Below are 18,379 nucleotides of genomic sequence, written 5' to 3'. Positions count from 1 at the left end.
GCTTCTGTGATTTATTGCGTAAGCGTTGCTTGCCGTAGGCGTCGCATCCCTCTTTAAAAACTGTCCGGAGTATTGTTTATAAATTCGTTTATTAATACCCTATTTTCGTCAATCGTCGGAGTGGGCTTTCTGGTTTGGTATGCTGTGACCAAACATTGGGCACTGGTGCCCGTATTTGTAGTTGGCGTGTTGGGTTTAGGGGGATTAACCGGACTTTTGAGCCAAAAAATCAAAGGACAACAACGCTCAATTATGCGCGAAACTTCTAAAAGCTCTGGGTTTATTACCGAGTCGCTGCATAACATTGAGCTGATCAAAAGTTTGGGGCTAACTTTCCCCGAGATTCGGCGTTTACAAGGACAAACCGTCCAAATCTTTGCCCTGGAAATGGAGAAAGTAAAACAAATCCGGCTCTTATCGTTTTTGCAGGGAACGACGCTTAGCTTGCTAAAGCTCTCCATTTTATTCACACTACTGTGGCTCATTTTTCGAGATGTGTTGAGCACAGGCGAGTTAATTGCCATGCAATTTATTTCTGTTTCTATTTTTGCGCCGCTGCAAGAACTGGGCAACATTATTCTGACCTATCGTGAAGCCGAAGCATCGTTGCAGCACTTCGATCAACTGATGCAAAAACCGATTGAACGCCGACCTGAATCACCCATCGAGATTGGACAGGTGAATCGTTTGAGCTTCTCAAACGTTGTCTTTCGACATCAGGGAGCATCTCAAAATTCTCTGGATGGAATTTCTTTTGCGGCAAATCTGGGGGATACAATCGCCTTTGTTGGGCCTTCAGGGTCGGGGAAATCAACATTGGTAAAATTGCTAGTGGGCTTATATCAACCTAGTACCGGAGAAGTATTTTACAACGACATTTCCACCAAAGATATTCGGTACAACCAGGTACGGCGACAAATTGGATTCGTCACCCAGTCCACCCATTTATTTGCAGGCACAATTAAGGAAAACCTGCAATTTGTCCAACCTGATGCTACCGATGCAGAAATTATTGCAGCACTCAAACAAGCATCCTGTGACAATTTACTCGCCCAATCGGAACAAGGTATCAATACAATAATGGGTGAAAGCGGTGTCAAATTATCGGGCGGTGAAAGGCAGCGGATTTCCATTGCCCGCGCCTTGATTCGTCAACCACGGCTGTTGATTTTCGATGAGGCAACATCTGCGTTAGATTCTCTGACCGAAGAGCAGATTACTGAAACAATTAAAGAAATTTCAGCCCTGAAAGAGCAAATTACAATCTTGATTGCCCATCGATTGTCTACGATTATGCACGCCGATCCGATTTTTGTTTTGGAAAAAGGTCGAATCGTGGAGAGTGGAAACCATGATGAACTGGTGACTCAGAAGGGGCTTTACTACGCCATGTGGCGACAGCAAATCGGAGAACGCTAACCGGAATGTCATTAATCAAGTTTGACTTACATTTAACCTCCAGCTTTAACCTCAAGGCAGGTTTCGTAGATACACCCGCTAGATTAAGAATTGTCAGCAAACCAAATTGTCTCACCTTTTCTAACAGCGTTGCCAAGATGGGGGGCATTTCGCCATTCAAGACATCCCCATCCCCTTGCAGCCGCGTTACCTGTCCCAAGTAGAACTCAGCCAGTTTGCACCCGGCTTCTACGCGGCTTACAGGAATGGACGAAACAACATCAACTTCCCCGGTGGCCGTTTCCCAAAGAATATCGAGTAAACCGATTAGTTGCCCTGCTTGACCAGGTATCTTGGCGATCGCGGCCTGTAAACCGGGATGAGTTACGCGGCGCTTGTGCTCATCCTTCTCGTCATGCCAATCATCAAAATAGTTCTGACCTTTTATTTTTTAAGAAAAGATGTCAAATCGGTTCTATAGCAGTAAGGTGCGCCGAAGAGCACCCTACTTATACAGGACTAAGGCAAAAAAAGGTTTGACCTGCAAATTGTCACGGTAAGGTAGGCAATTTAGTCCACAGAGACGAACTTCGTTTGACTCTCAGCAGCGGTTTGAACTGTCGAGTCTTATCTAAAGACTAGAAGTTTTCCCTACTTCGGCCTGAGTAGCAATTGGTTTAACATCGGTGTAGCCCATATTATTAGCTACGTCACGCAGCACCGAAATTTGCTGTTCAAAATCAAGACCTTCAATGTGACCCAACACGCCATTGACAGCCTCAGTTGCCTCATATCCTTCAGGGATATCGACAATTGTTTCCCCCATACCAATAGCCCAAGCATACCAAACCACCAACTGATTGTTAGCAGTTAAAGCTCCGTAAGCGTGAGAATACGGCGTGTCGTCGCGGTTGACAATACCGCGCATTATATTCAGTTGTTGGTCATGGGAAAGCTTGTAAAAATCATCGAGCAGCATGGGAGCTAATTGTGGGTCGGCGGCGGCGGGAGCGGCTGGTGTAACTGAATCTCCCATTTTTTCATAAACAAAGTAGAGCAGCGCCAGTTTTTCATCTGTACCCAACCCGTTGATTGCCTGAACGATGTTTTGAGTGTCGTTGGAGAGAGAGTGAGGATTGGTCGCGGCGGGTGAGTTCATAAATAAAATTCCTTAAAAATGTTTCCAGAATATATAAGTATCAAGATTTGTAAGTGCAAGTCACCATCCCCGAGAGGTAATACGATTTTAGATTTTAAATTTTAGATTTTAGATTAAAGAATGGGGAAGGGCTGAGTATGTATGGGTTGGGAGCTTGCCTAAAGCTGCATTCTTTTCGGAAAGTGGTGTAATGTTAAGGCACTACCCTAGAAGAAATCATTCTTAAGATAGAAGCCAACGATACATCTCCGGGTAGATGAAAAAGCCTGGGATTCAAGTGATAATTGATACAGTGAATTGTTAAATAAAACTAGCAAGGAGTCAGCTATGTCTGAAATCAATACAGAACCCAATAACACTGAAAACTTTGACGCTGCTCAGATCACTGAAAGCGCGCAAGCTGGAGAACAAAAGTTGCCGACCGTTGATGTATCAGCAGACTACGAAGCTTCAAAAGAATTCAGCGTTAGTGAAATCGATCGCACGGGTGCCGGCGCCGAAGCTGCAGCCGCTGCAACTGCACCTAAATTTGCTATTCCCGCTCCTAAAGATATCCCCCTTCCGGCAGATTCAAGCGGTAATCCCGCTGATTTTCGTTCGATGGCTCAGGACATTACGCCCGCAGGTATCCCGGGCAATGTTACCGACGATTTGATCCAGAAAGCGATCGATCTTGGGACTCCCGGCAGTTAATTTAGAAATTCTCCATCCTCGATGCAAAACCTCTGTATTGTAGGGTGCTTATGGCCCGCCTTACCCCTATAATTCGCGCGTCAAATCACTTTTTGCATAAGTCCTGAATTGTCAAGTGAGTGCACGATAAGCTGCAATACAGTAGGGACACAACATTGTTGTGTCCTTAAAGGCTGCAATAGGGTAGGGACACAACATTGTTGTGTCCTTAAGGGGTTAATTTTAACTGTTCCTAATCGCTTAGTTGTAAGTCGATCGCCCGACAAATTCGGCCGACAGTGCGATCACCCAAAACTTCAATTACTAAATCCACCCGATCGCCCTCCAGCATCGACTTAATAAATAACTCGGGATGCAGCGCTTTCCAGAAATATTCGACAAACCGATTAATTTCAGCTTCTGACATTCCCGACTTCCCCGCCGCCATCATTTCCCGTTCCGCCTGATTGCGCCAGACTTGAGAAATGCGATAATCTTGGGCATACAAAACCATCAACCGATCTAATCGGTTCCACAGCGGCAGATAGTCGTGCAGCTTCGCATTCATATCGCGCGCAAACTGACAGTCGCCCTCTGTGGAAATCGGAAACGGTGCACCCGCCAAAAACTCATTTAATTTGGCATCAACCACCGGATTCACACCGACAAACCAACCTTCAAACAGTACAATATCCGCAGCGGAAATAATTTCGGGTTGACTTCTATCTCCTGCACCTCCATAGGCAGATTTGTCAAACCTGGGAATTGCTATATTTTTAATTATATCCGGTTTGAGGGCATCAGATTTGGGATTCTCAACTGCTGCTAAATTGTGAGTTAGAGAACCGCGTAAATTGTCTAAAACTGCGATTCCCAAGTCAAGATCGTGAGTGCCGGGGGGGCCGCGCCAAATTAAACGCGGGTCGGCTTTTTGGAGTAGTTGGCGATCGGCATAAGTCTTGTAAAGATCGTCTAAAGAAAGGCTGACTGTAGAATATCCCAATTTTCCCAAAATCAGCCTCAAAACTTGGCATAAAGTAGTTTTTCCCGTTCCTTGCCCTCCTAAAATTCCTTGAATTAAAGGACGGTTTAAACTTTGTTTGGCAGTCGATAATTGCATTGCCAGCGGCAGCCAAAGATGCCACAAAATTTCGAGAAAAACAGTTGACTTGAGGGGGAAAGTATACAATTCGTCAAGCAGAGAAAAGAACAAATCGGTTTTGCAGCGGACAACATCGGCTGCATTGTCGGGAGTAATGCCAAAAGCGCGCGATCGGAAATTATCCGCAAGTTCCCAAGCGGTTAGCAATTCTAACTCGCGGGCGATCGCCCGATCGCCGATTCTCCATCTTTCTAAAATTTCTAGAGGATTTAAGTTCGATCGATCCATCTTTTTCAATCTCGCGATCGGACGCGGGGGCAGTTCCCTACAAATTTTTAAGTGTACCTCAACCATGTCAGAAAAGCTATACTTACTTGCAACTCTGGGCGTTGCTTAATCAGGGTATGAAAAAAAATCAGTTGAAAATCCCGAAGCGTTATGAATACTGGTTTCTATGATTTGCATATTTAGCCTTTCCTACCGTAAATCAGCAACGCCCAACTCTGAATGGCTAATGCTTTCTATGCTCTCAATACTCATTATATTTATATTGTAATTGAAAATCATCGTCGATCGCGGCTCGCTCGGTTGCCGAATGCCGATCGGATTTATCGTATAATTTTCAAACGCCCATCGATTCGATTACTCTTCACAAAATATGCTGGAAATCGATTCATTGTTCAACGAATCCTATTATATTAGAACCTACCCAGAAGCCAAAGCGCAGGCGATCGGCGGACTGACTCACTTTTTGAGTGTTGGTAACCAGAAAGGTTACAATCCGAGCCCATTGTTTGATACGCAATTTTATCTCTCAGCCTATCCAGGTGTGGCAGAGGCGGTTCAGGCAGGCAAGATAACGGCGATCGATCATTTCATCAGTTACGGTCAGTACGAAGGGCGCGATCCGATTACTGAATTTAACACTACTGAATATCTTCAGAAAAATCCCGATGTGAGGGTGGCGATCACCACCAGCGCCGCACAGCCTGACCCTTTGACAGCATATTCCCATTTCGTCAAATTCGGTCAGTTTGAAGGGCGCGAGATCGGTGCTAAATTCAATGCTACATACTACTTACAAGCGAATCCTGACGTAGCAGTGGCGATCGCGACAAACCCCGGAAAACAACTCAGTCCCCTTCAGCATTATCTGGAATACGGTATGCAGGAAGGTCGCGCCGCAATCCCGCCGCTCCTGCAGCCATTGCCAACCCCCTCGATCGCAGCAAAATCTGTTTTCTCGACAGACGCAGACGGGTTTAGCTTTGCTAACTATAAGTCATCACCGCAGTATGCCACCCTCAGTCCGGTGGAAATGCGCCGGATGTTTGGCGATGTCGTCTTGGCGAGTCCAGTCCGCAGTGACGGTAGTTTTTCCTTGACTCCAACCGCCGAGAAGTGGATGGAGTGGGCGAACAGCACGATGGAAGATGGCTTTTGTGAAGGGCTTTCGGTGCTGAGTTTGTTGATGTACCAAGGAAAGATTCGTCCCCAAGATTTTGGAGCGGAACGGGCGGCGGATTTGACTGTGGAGGGGAACGCGAAGTTGCAGCGCGAGATTGCTTATTGGTATGCCACCGCTTTGGTCGATCGGGACACCACGGTCAAAAGTTCCCCTAATGATGTTTTAGCAGCTCTGCGGAATAGTTTTAACACTCCAGGCTCGGCGGTGGGGACGTTGCGGTTCGCTAATCCCGATGGTTCCGGGGGGCATTCCGTCGCGCCGATTAGCTTAACTGAGTTGCCCAATAATCAGGTATCCATCAAGGTTTACGATGGCAATTATCCCAAAGAACACCGGGAAATTATCATCAATACAGCAGCGAATACGTGGTTTTATTCGCCGGATGCAACGTTAACGGAGGATGACTATCGCGGCGATGCTCAGAGCCAAACCCTGGGTTTTGAGCCGATAGATCCCCGCCTCGGAACGCAACCCTGGGCTTTCTCGGCTGCGACTGCATCGAGCGCACCACCAGATCGATCTGCCGCACAGGCCAACAGCACACCGTTTAACTTGCCACTAACCGAAAACGCAATCCCGATATCAGTGCCCCCCATAGCAACGTTCAACAACCTCAATCTATTGATTGGAGATATAAGAATATTACCTACTAATATTCAAACAAACATCGATAGCTCGTATACATCCTATCAGGGTGCTTTGGGAACACAAGGGAATGAAGCTAGTAGGTTTTTTCCTAACGCGCCCAAGATCGAGATAACATTTCCTAGCAGTCTGCGTTCTTGGGAGAACCCCGCTCAGACTTACTACACTTTCTCCAATGATGGGTTCGTGAGCTTCGATCTCAAAGCCCCCAGCCAACCCACAGACTCTGAGTTTGTCAGCTACCTCGGCTCTGGCTATGTGTTTGAGGTCGATGGTGTGGATTTGGAACCCAATCAAACCGATAAAATTTTCATTGTTCCCACCGACTCGGAAATTTACTACACTACGCAAACTGGGAAAGTTCCAGAGCTATTCCTGGGGTTTGAAACACCCGAGGCGGATTTCAGTTTTTTCCTCAATGATTTTGAGCTAGAACCGAATGATACGGTTGTGCTGGATATTGATGCAGAGTCGCGTTTAGTGCGGATGCGAGTGGTCACGTCATCACCGACAGGGGATACAATTTTCAGCCTCGCGATGGAGCGGATTAGGGATGAAAGCATTGAGATATTCGACTCGGCGGATGATGGCATCACCTTGGCGGATAACGAAACCTTGCTGATTGACTACAGTAGCTGGGATGGCAATGGCAAGCCGCTTCGTTTGGGCTATGACGAGAACCAGAACGGTTTGCTAGAGCCTGAAGAGGAATTTGTGGTCTCGGATGTGGGCGACACGCTCGAGGATTAGGTCGGGGAGTGTCAATTGAGATCCACCCTTTTTGCCCGCCTAGAATGACGGGCCTTTTTGTTAGGAACCCAGTTTGAAAGCCTCCACAAATAAATTGTAAGTCAGGCCAATTTTCAGAGCATTGAGCATCTCCACCCAAAAAGAACGGGCTACAGGCCGCGGGCCGCCGTAAACCAGCCAGCTCGCGAACTCAGTCAATAACACCAACAGCCCGGCTGCGATAATATCCCAATCCGCAGATTGTCCGGCGATCGTCGAAATAGCGGTTCCCAAAAAAGTGCCGAATAGCAGACTAATTAGCAGGAGCGAAATCCGCCGCCAAGGATTGCTCAGCCAGCCTCGGAATCGCTCGCTGAGAACATCAATTAATCTGTTAATTCGGGTATTCTGCATAAAAGTTATACCATTTGAGATGAGATATTAGAGATTTGAGATGGGGAATCACTGATAACTACTGGGGTTTGGAGCACTGGCTTAAGCTGTTACGCATTTAAACCACTAACGAGGCTTGTAGGGCGCGTCAGGCGCGAACACTTACGCTTACAGGGGAAACACTTCTGTACGCTCCGCACCATACTATCGTCTTTTAAATGCCGAACAGCTTATAGTGGCATTGTTTTTTTCAACTGGTATTAAAAGTTATACCGATGAGTAAACAAATGCCCCTCCCGACCAACTTCAAATCCTTACCGGGGTCAGTATGTCGCAATCTAAAATCTAAAATTTAACATCTAAAATGGTATTGAGCGATCGGCGACTTATAGCCGAGAACGCTCAAGTAATTAAGTGTAACTGTATCTTGTGACACAGCAGACCCTGGTTTTACATTAAAAATAGTTAAGACTAATTTCGGGTGCAGCCTATCCTTTAAGCCTAAAATTTATGAATCTTAAAATTTACCAGATCGTAATTGGAGTGTCGATCGTCCTAATTACAGGAATGTTTCTAGGCCGTTTTGAAATCACTATCTCCAACGGTTCAAATCCTTCCAGCGATTGGCCCTCACAAGCCACCGCACATCCCCGCACACCCCCGGTTCCCCCAGTCCCGACAGCTTCTGCAGGCACCGCCAGCGAGCCCAAGCCCGACTCAACACCAACCCCCCCAGATCCAGAGGAGGAATTGCTTTCCTCAATCCCTATAAATGTTAAGGCCTCCGGCCGTCTGCGCGTTAGCAATCGCAGCGAACACCCAGTGCGAGTGGCCCTGCTGTCGAAACGGCAAGCCAAGGAATCCTACGGCAAACCCGCGCACTGGGATTTTGCGCCGGGGGAAGGCGGCGGCAAGGGCCTGATGCTATCGCTGCCGGAGGGGAATTTACAAGTCAAACGGGGAGACATTCTGGTGGTTTTTGCTCAGGATGGTTCTCGCCGCTACTGGGGGCCTTTTGTCGCTGGGGAGACACCCTCGCCGGCTTGGAACAGCACAGCCGGAGAATGGCAATTAATTTTGCAGCCGTGAACGCTTAGCAGCAGGTGCCGAGATTTTGGTCGAGAAAGCCGGTTGATACGGTCTTATTGAGAATGGTGCAAGATGTGAGTTAACCTCACATAGCGGCATCATTATATAGAACAGGCAAGATGCCTGTTCCACAAAGAGTGAATTTTCTTGTGGGGAGTAGGGGGTTGGGCAGGAGATCCCGCCCATGAAAGCCTTGTTGAGAATGGTGCAACATCTCTGTTGAACCGCATTCGATCAAATTGGGAGTTTCGAGAATGCGAATCTTTCGATAGACTCTCTAAGCGAGCTAAAATTTAAAATCTAAAATCGCAGGAAGTTTGGGTGAAGGAAGTTATTAAAAATTTGTCAGAGTTGAGGAATCGCCCGTTAGCGAAGCCCGCCCCTACGGGGGCTACGCCAACGAAGAGGATCGCACCTTTGCTGCTATCGATTTTATGGCTGTGCGCGATCGCCTGGGTGGGTTTCTTGTGGAATCTCGGCAACATCGGTTTAGTTGACGAAACGGAACCCTTGTTTGCCGAAGCCGCCCGTCAAATGACGGTGACAGGGGATTTCATTACTCCTTATTTCAACGGCGAAACCAGGTTTGACAAGCCACCGTTGATTTACTGGCTGATGGCGGTGGCTTACCGCACTCTGGGCGTTAACGAATTGGCCGTGCGTCTTCCCTCGGCTTTGTGCGCGATCGGGCTGACTTGCCTCGGATTTTATACCCTATCAAAATCGAAGAAAGAAGGAAGAAGGAAGAAGGAAGAAGGAAGACAGAATGAGGAAGAAGCAAAATTCCCCCCCTCGGACACTCCCCCCCTCGGACACTCCCCCAATCTCCCAATCTTTTTTTCTACTCCTTGGATTGGTGCTGCCCTAATAGCTTTAAATCCCCAAACTATTGCCTGGGGACGGACTGGGGTTTCAGATATGCTATTAGTCGGCTGTATGTGTTCGGCACTACTCGCATTTTTCCTCGGTTACACTCTAGAAGAACAGAGAGAACAAGCAGAATTTTCCACTGTTTCCGCTTCCCGATTTCCCAATAAGTGGTATCTGACTTTTTACGTACTAATTGCCTTAGCAATTCTGGCTAAGGGGCCTGTGGGAATTGTCGTCCCAGCGCTGATTGTTGGCAGCTTCGGGCTTTATTTGGGAAATTTTCGGCAACTTTGGCGTGAAATGCGTCCGGTGTCGGGAATCTTGATTATTCTGGCGATCGCCCTACCTTGGTACATTTTCGTTATTTTAGCCAATGGTCAAACTTATATTGACAGCTTTTTTGGCTATCACAATTTCCAGCGTTTTACTGGAGTAGTCAACAAGCACTCTGCCCCTTGGTATTTTTACTTTTTTGTAGTGCTAGTTGGTTTTGCACCGTGGTCGATTTATTTGCCTGTGGCGCTCGCCCGTACCCGTTTTTGGCAGCGCAGTTACTGGCGTCGTCAACCGCGATCGGCTCAGTTGAGTTTATTTGCCCTATTTTGGTTCGGCTGCATCTTTGGCTTTTTCACGATCGCCGTGACCAAATTGCCCAGTTATGTATTGCCTTTAATCCCCGCCGCTGCGATTTTGGTAACGCTGCTGTGGAGCGATATTATTGCAGGCAACGAACCAGAAAACAGGCGGGCAAAGTTAGAAAAAAACCCTAATTCTTTACCGCGAGGGCTGTTAGTTACATACATTTTCAATGTCATATTTTTATTAATTATAGCCGGAGCAACTTTCTACTGCTACAACTGGCTCGGAGACGACCCGGCTATGCCCAATTTTCCCCAAGCAATTCAGCAGTCGGGGTTGCTGATTGTCGGCGGTGCGATTTGGATAACTACAGCGGTGGCGATCGCACTTTTACTCTGGAAGCGGCAACAGCGCTGGATTTTGGTTGCTAACCTTATCGGGTTAGTAGCATTTATCATCTTCGGTCTTACTCCTGCCTACAAAGTGGTCGATATCAACCGCCAGTTACCCCTGAGACAGCTAGCGCAGGTTGCGGTTCAACAAAAACTGCCTGGGGAAGAGTTTATTATGGTTGGTTTCTGGAAACCAAGTCTAGTTTTTTATACCCAAGGGCAGGTGACTTACTACCGAGCTGTCACAAAGGCGATCGACTACATTAAGGAATCTAAAAACCCAACTTCTCCCTCTATTTTGGTGCTGGGATATCCAGAGAAATTTGTGCAATTAGGATTGCAGCCCAATCAATATCAATTGGTGGACAGTCGGGGGGCTTACCAACTCGCTAGGGTTCCGAGAACTGCGTTTCGATAGCGTCTATAGTGTTATTTCATAATGGGTTAAACAAGGTAGAAAAATGATTAAAACTAACAATCTTCAACTACTTCCCGTCGAAAGGATTCACGTAGAAGCTTTCTTGCGCAATAAAAGCGAGCTTGCAGCAATTTTAAATGTCATAGTGCCTAATAGCTGGCCTCATTTCCCGGAAGCATTTTCCCTCCCTGCTGACGAATCTTGCGAATCCAATCCGCCTCCAACTGACTGGCGCAACTACTTCTTTATTCATCCAAAAAATGAATTGCTGGTCGGCAACGGAGGTTTCAAAGGCTCACCTGATGAGTCGGGGACTATAGAGATAGGTTATGAAATTGCTTCCGAATATGGGAATCGTGGATTTGCAACTGAGGTAGCCCAGGGAATTATCGATTATGCTTTCGCTCACGAGGAGGTTAAAGCAGTCATCGCCCACACTTTAGCTGAAAAAAATGCCTCGAATAGCGTGTTGCAAAAAGTGGGAATGAAGTTCATTGCAGAGGTAAACGATCCTGAAGAAGGCAAGATATGGCGATGGCAAATAAGCAGGGATGAATATCATCCGACTTGAAGTGTAACGCCGTTTGGCTGTTTTAGTCACTGGTTTTGGCGGTAATTTGAAGGTTCTCGGTTGGAGCATTAAGTCTGCCAGATTGAATAAAAGCTATAATCTAGTCACTACCTAAAACCCGAAGCTCGGAGCCTATAATGGTTTCAATTCTCAACAAACCCTCCTCGTTAATCCATGAGATTTGCATTGAAAAAGTCGATCGGTGGAAGTTGTTCAAATTTAGTGAATCGCTCCAACAGCGCATGGAACAATTGTTAGAGAAGAAGAAAGCAGACCAACTAATGGCAGATGAGGCAGCGGAACTCGACGCCATTGGGGAATTAGATCGCATCTTTACCCATATCAATGCAATGATGGTGGCTCAAGATGTCAATCAGTGATCGTGAGTTAACTAGCGTTACGGAGTAGATTAGATGAATCCTGAGACAAAGCAAGTATCACAGCACATGAAATAATTTGGGCTTCATATGCTCATAATTAAGGGAGTGTCTACAGCCACCCAACATCATCGAGAAAAGCGTATTTAGAAAAGTGGAAGATTATGATTCCAATCAATGAAGCTCAACAGCAGTTACAGCAGTCGATCGCTCCCATGAGTCAGTCACTTCAACCGATCGCGATCGCAGGACAGACTAGCAATACAGTATTATTCTGTGAATCAGACTCCGCCTCTGTTGAGGAAACACTGTATCTTCTCTCAGTGGCGGGGATGCGGGAATCGATTCGGGAAGGACTGGCAACGCCGATCGAGGATTGCGATCGCTCTTTGGAGTGGTGAGGAGAACCCACTAGACGTGCCATAATCAGCCATATTATCTGGTCGCGATCGCCTGAACCTATGGATGCGCTAATCGGCAAAACTTTACAGGGTGGAAAGTACACCCTCGAACAAGAATTGGGCCGCGGCGGCTTTGGAATAACTTTCAGGGCAAATCACCGCTATTTAGGACAGCCTGTAGTCATTAAAACCCTCAACGAATCTCTGCGGCAGCAACCCAATTTTGCTGAGTTCGATCGCAAGTTTCAAGACGAAGCGAGGCGGTTGGCTTCCTGCGTCCATCCCAATATTGTGCGCGTCAGCGATTTTTTTGTCGAAGACGGGCAGCCTTACATGGTGATGGATTACATAGCCGGTCAGAATTTGGGCGATGTAGTGTTGCCAAATAGACCGCTTCCAGAAGAACTCGCAATTTCCTACATAACTCAAATTGGCGCTGCTGTGAAGGCGGTTCATCAAAAGGGTTTGCTGCACCGAGATATCAAGCCACAAAACATTATTTTGCGCCAAGGTACTCAGGAAGTCGTGCTGATTGATTTTGGAATTGCCCGCGAGTTTACTCCCGGTGCAACTCAATCTCACACTAATATGGTGTCCGATGGCTACGCGCCGCCAGAACAGTATTTTGCCCAAGGAAAATACACGCCCGCCACAGATGTTTACGGTCTGGCCGCGACGCTTTATACTTTGCTGACAGGACAAGTGCCGGTGGCTGCAATTCTCCGCACCAGCCAACCGATGCCTTCACCCCGCGACTTGCGGCCTCAGCTAAGTACAACCGTCAGTTCTGCTGTGATGCGGGGGATGACGGTAGAAGCTCAAAATCGCCCTGCTAGTGTGGATGAGTGGCTGTCGTTGCTGCATGGGCAGGGGGGTGCTGCGTCGCCGAGCACCGGGCCGACGGTGGCGGTGATTCCGGGACACGGGCCTCAGTCGCCTGCGGGTTCCAGAACAGCGCCTGCTGTGGTGCCTTCAGGGGAAGGCAACCGCAAGGTTTGGTGGATTTTGGGGTTCGTGGCGATCGCACTTATTGTTGCAGGTTTGGTCGGGATTGCTAGGGTTTTCCTCAGCCGGCCGTCTTCGGAACCCGCACCGGTGGCCCAGGACGATCGCACTTCGGCCCCGGCCGATCCACAGGCGCGCTCAAGCCCCGCACCAATTCCCGCGCCGACACCAACGCCTTTCTCGCCGACTCGCAGAGAAACTCCAGCCCCTGCTGCTGAAACTCCAGCGCCCGCTGCTGAAACTCCAGCGCCTGCTGCTGAAACTCCAGCGCCTGCTGCTGAAACTCCAACACCAGTGCCAACTCCCGAGGCGGTAGAACCCACACCAACAGAAAAACTTGTTGACAAAGAGTTGCCGCCAGATCGATCGCCCGCACCCAGCGAACAACCGGGAACCAATTATCAGAAGACTCCCACAATCCCTGGGTATGCCGTTGGTACGGCGGAAAGTCAGATTTTATCCGAATTGGGAGAACCGACTGACTCTCAAGCGCGGGGCTATTGGCCAAATACTCGCACCGCACTCTACGAAATATTGCCGAACCGGATTACTCTCGGCTACATTTACGAGCGCGATTCGGGCGAGCTAGTACAAACAGAGGGTTCTTTTGCCCAGTCGGTGGACGATTTGGTGGTGCGAACCGCCTTAAACGGGATGGTGGGCGGCGCCAGCGGGGAGATTTTGCAAGGCTTGGGCGACGTGCAGCAGCGCCGGAGTAATCGGTTTACGTTTAGGAAGGGTTCGCTCGAAGGGATGATCGAACGCAATGAGCGCGATCGGATTTACATCGGCGTCTGGGACGACAACTTGCATTAAACTTGGCATGGCTGACATTTTGTACCCTTGTCAAGAAACCTGGGCGGGCTCTTCGGCCCACCCCACAGGAAAACTTAACTCTTGTGCAAAAGGCCGGAAAGCCTGTTCAAGAAAATGGTACACGATGTAAATATTCCCGACTCAGCTTTGTGCCAAAATCGAAAATCCAAAATCGAAAATCCAAAATCGACTTGACGCAACACGAAATATTGTCTATCATAAAAGAACACACGAGGGGCTGTAATGGTTTCGACAGGGTGGCGAAAGCTGCTCCGTGATGCAGGTCGAGAGGGAGTCTACTCTCGTTAATATCGGCTCAAAAAAAATAGTAAATGCGAACAACATCGTTCCTTTCGCTCGCAAAGCCGTAGCTGTAGCCTAAAAACTTCTTGAGCTTGGTTTAGAGTGTATGCCACCTCACTCCGTTAACGGTAGCATAACAACCCCCAACGGATGCCCTAGCTAAACGTTTCTAGTCGGCTAGCTGGGAAAGCAATCACTAGAAAATCCCCCCATTTGGGATAAAGATGGTTCCCGCCCTGAGGATTAGAAGGGATAAACCTGTGAACGATCGGAAGGTAAATACCCGCTTTGGACGGCAGTTCGATTCTGCCCAGTTCCATAAAAAAAGTGACGTAAAATCAATGGTTTAAACCATTTGAAAGCCACTTTAAAGCATTAAAAGGGCCCAGAGTTAACTCTGGGCCCTTTTGTTTGGCCTATATCTGGCTTATAGCTGAGTCTAGATCCCCCTCGCATCCCAGGGCTGTTTCATTCTCAGGAAAATCAGGGTTTTGTAGGGGTAGTGCCCCCGTGCCTACCCCCCACGACCATCCAATGGCCGTTTCAGGCATCGGGGCAACCACGGGGGGTTTGCCCCTACAGATATTGTTTCCCCCTGTTATTAAGGGGGGCTAGGAGGGATCGAGGTTTGAGACACGAGAGTGCATAAATCCAGATTGATTTCTTACTCAAAATCGATCGGGCACTCAACAGCCAACAGCCAACAGTCAACAGTCAACAGTCAACCATCAAACATAAATTACCAACCTATTAGCTACGCTGCAGGCTCATATAATTAGAACTTCACCCTGTCTGTGCGTTCTTGGAGCCTGTCGGGCGATATACTATTAGGCGGTAAAGCATTAAAAATCTTTACAAAGACCCCGATTTCTAAGCCTACTCCTACGAAGGACGGGTGAAAAATTATATGCTGATCGCTCAAAAGCTGGACAAATGAACCCAGGAATTGACTTACAAGGAAGTTTCGTAGAAGCCCTCATGAATTGGGGCTTACCGGCGGACATCGCCCAAGTGCTTTGGCTACCGCTGCCAATGGTGCTGATGATTGTCGCTGCCGTTTTCGGGGTACTCACTAGCGTCTGGCTGGAACGGAAAATTTCCGCCGCCGCTCAACAGCGGATCGGCCCGGAATTCATCGGCCCTCTGGGAGTGCTAGCACCCGTTGCTGACGGGCTGAAGTTGGTATTCAAGGAAGACATTGTACCGGCAAAAGCTGACGCGCTGCTGTTTACCCTAGGCCCGGTAATTGTGGTGATTCCAGTTTTTCTCTCCTACTTAATCGTGCCCTTCGGAGAGCATATGCTGATCGCCGATATGGGGACAGCGATATTTCTGTGGATTGCCCTGTCTAGCATTCAGCCGATCGGCTTGCTGATGTCCGGCTATGCTTCAAACAACAAATACGCCCTCCTCGGAGGACTCAGAGCCGCGGCTCAATCCCTCAGCTACGAAATTCCCCTAGCTTTGGCAGTATTGGCAGTTGTGATGATGTCCAATAGTCTCAGTACGATCGACATCGTACATCAACAAGCAGGCTACGGCATTGTCGGCTGGAACGTTTGGCGGCAACCTGCGGGTTTCCTGATTTTTTGGATCGCAGCACTCGCAGAATGCGAACGTTTACCATTTGACCTTCCAGAAGCAGAAGAAGAATTGGTAGCAGGATATCAGACTGAGTACACAGGCATGAAATTTGCTTTGTACTATATCGCTTCCTACGTTAACCTCGTCCTTTCTTGCCTGCTAGTAGCAGTTTTGTACCTCGGCGGCTGGGAATGCCCGATTCCGGTCGGAGTCATCACAAATGCCCTGGGATTGAGCGAGACGACTCCTTGGTTGCAGGTAATTACCGGCACGCTGGGCATTACGATGACCATGCTGAAAGCCTACTTTTTCCTGTTTCTGGCAGTTCTGCTCCGCTGGACTCTGCCACGAGTTCGGATCGACCAATTGCTAGATTTGGGATGGAAGTTTTTACTTCCTGTTTCTCTAGTTAATTTGCTATTGACCGCAGCTTTGAAACTTGCCTTTCCCTTTGCTTTTGGCGGTTAATTAATAATAGGTAAAGGGCAACAGCTCAACAAAAATAGCTGTTAACCAATTACCTATTATTAATTAGCAATTACCAAAAACTCAAGTACAGAGAGAGAACACCATGCTAAAATTCCTCAATCAAGTAGGCGAATACGCCAAAGAGACTCTTCAAGCTGCTAAGTATATCGGTCAAGGGCTATCTGTTACTTTTGACCACATGAGACGCCGCCCGATTACGGTGCAGTATCCTTACGAAAAATTAATTCCGTCCGAACGTTTTAGGGGCAGAATTCACTTTGAATTTGACAAGTGCATCTCCTGCGAAGTTTGCGTTCGGGTATGTCCGATCAACTTACCTGTAGTGGATTGGGAATTTAACAAAGAAAGTAAGAAGAAACAACTCAAGCACTACAGTATCGATTTCGGTGTTTGTATCTTCTGCGGCAACTGCGTAGAATATTGTCCGACTAATTGTTTGTCCATGACAGAAGAATACGAGTTAGCTGCCTACGAACGTCACGAATTGAATTTTGACAACGTGGCCCTCGGACGTTTGCCCTACAAGGTTACAGATGACCCGATGGTGACACCGCTGCGGGAATTCGCTTATTTGCCGAAAGGTGTGATCAACCCTCATGAAGTTCCCAGCAGCGATCGGCGCGCAGGTCTCCCTTCAGAGGAAATTCTCGAAAAATAGGTAATTACTCATTAGTCAGCAGTCATCAGTCATTAGTGAAATAACAATTATGAATGGCTGCTAACTAATGAGTAAAAACGAACAATAGAAAACTAATGATTGAGGATTAAAAATTGTGAATCTAGCCGAAGGGGTTCAAATTGTTTCGTTTGGCATACTCTCCGTAATGATGATTGCAGGAGCATTAGGAGTAGTGCTGTTCTCCAACATCGTTTACTCAGCTTTTTTGCTGTGCGGCGTATTTACCAGCATTGCCGGCTTGTACTTGTTGCTGAATGCCGACTTTGTAGCAGCAGCGCAGGTATTGATTTATGTTGGCGCTGTTAACGTCTTGATTTTGTTTGCGATTATGTTGGTGAACAAGCGAGAAGATTTCCGCACTATTCCCAACGCTTGGGTGCGTCAAGTAGCAACAGCAGTAGTTTGCGTAGGCTTGTTTGCGCTTTTGGGTACGATGGTAGTGTCTACTCCTTGGACTATTGTGGCGACGACAGGAGCACCAGCCGAAAGTTCGATCGTGACGATCGCCAAACATTTCTTCACTGACTTTTTGCTACCTTTTGAGTTAGCATCAGTGTTTTTGTTGATGGCAATGGTAGGAGCAATTGTGCTAGCACGCCGCGATTTCTTGCCCGATGAATTGTCGTCGAACAAGCTATCTGAAACACCAGCTTTTAGTTTGCAAGAAAGACCTCGCGAATTAGTTTCTGCCGGAGATGTTTCTTCGCCCGAATCTAAGTAACAGTAGGGTGCGCGCGGCGCACCTATCTGTCTGTTTGGTAGTAATATTGATTGAGAGAAAATCGCCAACAAAATTTATGCAACTGCAACTCCAGTATTTCCTGTTATTAGCCGCGGCACTTTTCTGTATTGGTATTTACGGTTTGATTACCAGCAGAAATGCAGTGCGCGTGTTGATGTCGATCGAGTTGATGCTGAATGCTGTCAATCTCAATTTGATGGGTTTCTCCAATTATCTCGACCCTGTACAAATTAAGGGCCAAGTATTTACCGTGTTTGTAGTTACGGTAGCGGCGGCTGAAGCTGCGGTGGGTTTGGCAATTGTATTGGCGATTTATCGCAACCGCAATACCGTAGACATGGAAGAATTTAATTTGCTGAAGTGGTAATTAGTCAGTTAGTCATAGGCAGTAGGCATTGGTGTCAACTTAAGACTGAAAACCTCTGTAAATCTCGCTTGTAGTCGAGTCTAGAGCCTCCTAAATCCACGTCGCACCGCGATACTTGGGATACCCCTCTG

16 protein-coding genes and 1 other RNA gene are annotated in these 18,379 nt (G+C 47.6%); 14 read left to right on the top strand and 3 right to left on the bottom strand.

Going from position 1 to position 18,379, the window contains the following annotated elements; all coding sequences use genetic code 11:
* Positions 1 to 72 precede the first annotated feature (72 nt).
* A complete protein-coding gene (locus tag QUA70_RS21185; RefSeq protein ID WP_333349653.1) occupies positions 73 to 1,419 on the top strand; it encodes an ABC transporter ATP-binding protein in 1,347 nt (448 codons plus the stop codon).
* Positions 1,420 to 2,029: 610 nt separating this feature from the next.
* Here the strand turns inward: QUA70_RS21185 and QUA70_RS21180 are convergent.
* Positions 2,030 to 2,557 carry an orange carotenoid protein N-terminal domain-containing protein gene (locus QUA70_RS21180; protein ID WP_333326204.1) on the bottom strand — a complete coding sequence of 176 codons (528 nt, stop codon included), beginning with the start codon at positions 2,555 to 2,557 and terminating at the stop codon, positions 2,030 to 2,032.
* A 327-nt stretch (positions 2,558 to 2,884) separates the two neighbouring features.
* Here QUA70_RS21180 and QUA70_RS21175 point away from each other — a divergent pair, with 327 nt between their 5' ends.
* Complete coding sequence (locus QUA70_RS21175) at positions 2,885 to 3,250, top strand: hypothetical protein (RefSeq protein ID WP_333326202.1); 366 nt, start codon at positions 2,885 to 2,887, stop codon at positions 3,248 to 3,250.
* Positions 3,251 to 3,482: 232 nt separating this feature from the next.
* On the opposite strand, the gene QUA70_RS21170 is transcribed toward QUA70_RS21175, so the two are convergent.
* The gene (locus QUA70_RS21170) at positions 3,483 to 4,619 is read right to left on the bottom strand and encodes a glycerate kinase (RefSeq protein ID WP_333349651.1); all 1,137 of its coding nucleotides are present in this window, start codon (positions 4,617 to 4,619) and stop codon (positions 3,483 to 3,485) included.
* A gap of 370 nt (positions 4,620 to 4,989) precedes the next feature.
* Between QUA70_RS21170 and QUA70_RS21165 the strand changes: the two genes are divergently transcribed.
* Positions 4,990 to 7,194 carry a hypothetical protein gene (locus QUA70_RS21165; RefSeq protein ID WP_333410664.1) on the top strand — a complete coding sequence of 735 codons (2,205 nt, stop codon included), beginning with the start codon at positions 4,990 to 4,992 and terminating at the stop codon, positions 7,192 to 7,194.
* A gap of 60 nt (positions 7,195 to 7,254) precedes the next feature.
* Here the strand turns inward: QUA70_RS21165 and QUA70_RS21160 are convergent, their stop codons facing one another.
* Entirely contained in the window at positions 7,255 to 7,587 is a 333-nt protein-coding gene (locus tag QUA70_RS21160; RefSeq protein WP_333349647.1) for a DUF565 domain-containing protein, read from the bottom strand.
* A 489-nt stretch (positions 7,588 to 8,076) separates the two neighbouring features.
* Between QUA70_RS21160 and QUA70_RS21155 the strand changes: the two genes are divergently transcribed.
* From QUA70_RS21155 to nuoK, 11 genes are all read left to right on the top strand, one after another.
* Entirely contained in the window at positions 8,077 to 8,655 is a 579-nt protein-coding gene (locus QUA70_RS21155; RefSeq protein WP_333349645.1) for a hypothetical protein, read from the top strand.
* Positions 8,656 to 8,976: 321 nt separating this feature from the next.
* Positions 8,977 to 10,914: a glycosyltransferase family 39 protein gene (locus QUA70_RS21150; protein ID WP_333349644.1), complete on the top strand. Its 1,938-nt coding sequence runs from the start codon at positions 8,977 to 8,979 to the stop codon at positions 10,912 to 10,914.
* A 43-nt stretch (positions 10,915 to 10,957) separates the two neighbouring features.
* Positions 10,958 to 11,485: a GNAT family N-acetyltransferase gene (locus QUA70_RS21145; RefSeq protein WP_333349642.1), complete on the top strand. Its 528-nt coding sequence runs from the start codon at positions 10,958 to 10,960 to the stop codon at positions 11,483 to 11,485.
* 137 nt (positions 11,486 to 11,622) lie between these two features.
* Positions 11,623 to 11,865 (top strand): hypothetical protein, encoded by a 243-nt coding sequence (locus QUA70_RS21140; RefSeq protein ID WP_333349640.1) that lies wholly within the window; start codon positions 11,623 to 11,625, stop codon positions 11,863 to 11,865.
* 161 nt (positions 11,866 to 12,026) lie between these two features.
* Positions 12,027 to 12,263, top strand: a complete 237-nt coding sequence (locus QUA70_RS21135; RefSeq protein WP_333349638.1) for a type II toxin-antitoxin system prevent-host-death family antitoxin — start codon at positions 12,027 to 12,029, stop codon at positions 12,261 to 12,263.
* A 60-nt stretch (positions 12,264 to 12,323) separates the two neighbouring features.
* Positions 12,324 to 14,084 (top strand): protein kinase domain-containing protein, encoded by a 1,761-nt coding sequence (locus QUA70_RS21130; protein ID WP_333349636.1) that lies wholly within the window; start codon positions 12,324 to 12,326, stop codon positions 14,082 to 14,084.
* Between the two features lie 234 nt (positions 14,085 to 14,318).
* Positions 14,319 to 14,709, top strand: a transfer-messenger RNA (tmRNA) gene (ssrA, locus tag QUA70_RS21125).
* 611 nt (positions 14,710 to 15,320) lie between these two features.
* A complete protein-coding gene (gene nuoH, locus QUA70_RS21120) occupies positions 15,321 to 16,439 on the top strand; it encodes an NADH-quinone oxidoreductase subunit NuoH (protein WP_333326180.1) in 1,119 nt (372 codons plus the stop codon).
* Between the two features lie 103 nt (positions 16,440 to 16,542).
* Complete coding sequence (gene ndhI, locus QUA70_RS21115) at positions 16,543 to 17,118, top strand: NAD(P)H-quinone oxidoreductase subunit I (RefSeq protein ID WP_333326178.1); 576 nt, start codon at positions 16,543 to 16,545, stop codon at positions 17,116 to 17,118.
* A 115-nt stretch (positions 17,119 to 17,233) separates the two neighbouring features.
* On the top strand, positions 17,234 to 17,860 hold the full coding sequence (locus tag QUA70_RS21110) for an NADH-quinone oxidoreductase subunit J (protein WP_333326175.1): 627 nt from the start codon (positions 17,234 to 17,236) through the stop codon (positions 17,858 to 17,860).
* Between the two features lie 82 nt (positions 17,861 to 17,942).
* A complete protein-coding gene (gene nuoK / locus QUA70_RS21105; RefSeq protein WP_228042566.1) occupies positions 17,943 to 18,248 on the top strand; it encodes an NADH-quinone oxidoreductase subunit NuoK in 306 nt (101 codons plus the stop codon).
* The last annotated feature ends 131 nt before the right edge of the window (positions 18,249 to 18,379 follow it).

Origin of the sequence: Microcoleus sp. LAD1_D5 (assembly GCF_036702115.1) — a bacterium.
Classification (GTDB): domain Bacteria; phylum Cyanobacteriota; class Cyanobacteriia; order Cyanobacteriales; family Microcoleaceae; genus Microcoleus.
Note: the sequence above shows the minus strand (reverse complement) of the source record. Positions and strands in the feature narration are given on the sequence as shown.

Coding starts and splice junctions, on each gene's coding strand:
- QUA70_RS21145 (WP_333349642.1), top strand. CDS start 10,958: ATGATTAAAACTAACAATCTTCAACTACTTCCCGTCGAAAGGATTCAC.
- QUA70_RS21160 (WP_333349647.1), bottom strand. CDS start 7,587: ATGCAGAATACCCGAATTAACAGATTAATTGATGTTCTCAGCGAGCGA.
- QUA70_RS21140 (WP_333349640.1), top strand. CDS start 11,623: ATGGTTTCAATTCTCAACAAACCCTCCTCGTTAATCCATGAGATTTGC.
- QUA70_RS21175 (WP_333326202.1), top strand. CDS start 2,885: ATGTCTGAAATCAATACAGAACCCAATAACACTGAAAACTTTGACGCT.
- QUA70_RS21170 (WP_333349651.1), bottom strand. CDS start 4,619: ATGGATCGATCGAACTTAAATCCTCTAGAAATTTTAGAAAGATGGAGA.
- QUA70_RS21180 (WP_333326204.1), bottom strand. CDS start 2,557: ATGAACTCACCCGCCGCGACCAATCCTCACTCTCTCTCCAACGACACT.
- QUA70_RS21135 (WP_333349638.1), top strand. CDS start 12,027: ATGATTCCAATCAATGAAGCTCAACAGCAGTTACAGCAGTCGATCGCT.
- ndhI (WP_333326178.1), top strand. CDS start 16,543: ATGCTAAAATTCCTCAATCAAGTAGGCGAATACGCCAAAGAGACTCTT.
- QUA70_RS21165 (WP_333410664.1), top strand. CDS start 4,990: ATGCTGGAAATCGATTCATTGTTCAACGAATCCTATTATATTAGAACC.
- QUA70_RS21130 (WP_333349636.1), top strand. CDS start 12,324: ATGGATGCGCTAATCGGCAAAACTTTACAGGGTGGAAAGTACACCCTC.
- nuoH (WP_333326180.1), top strand. CDS start 15,321: ATGAACCCAGGAATTGACTTACAAGGAAGTTTCGTAGAAGCCCTCATG.
- QUA70_RS21155 (WP_333349645.1), top strand. CDS start 8,077: ATGAATCTTAAAATTTACCAGATCGTAATTGGAGTGTCGATCGTCCTA.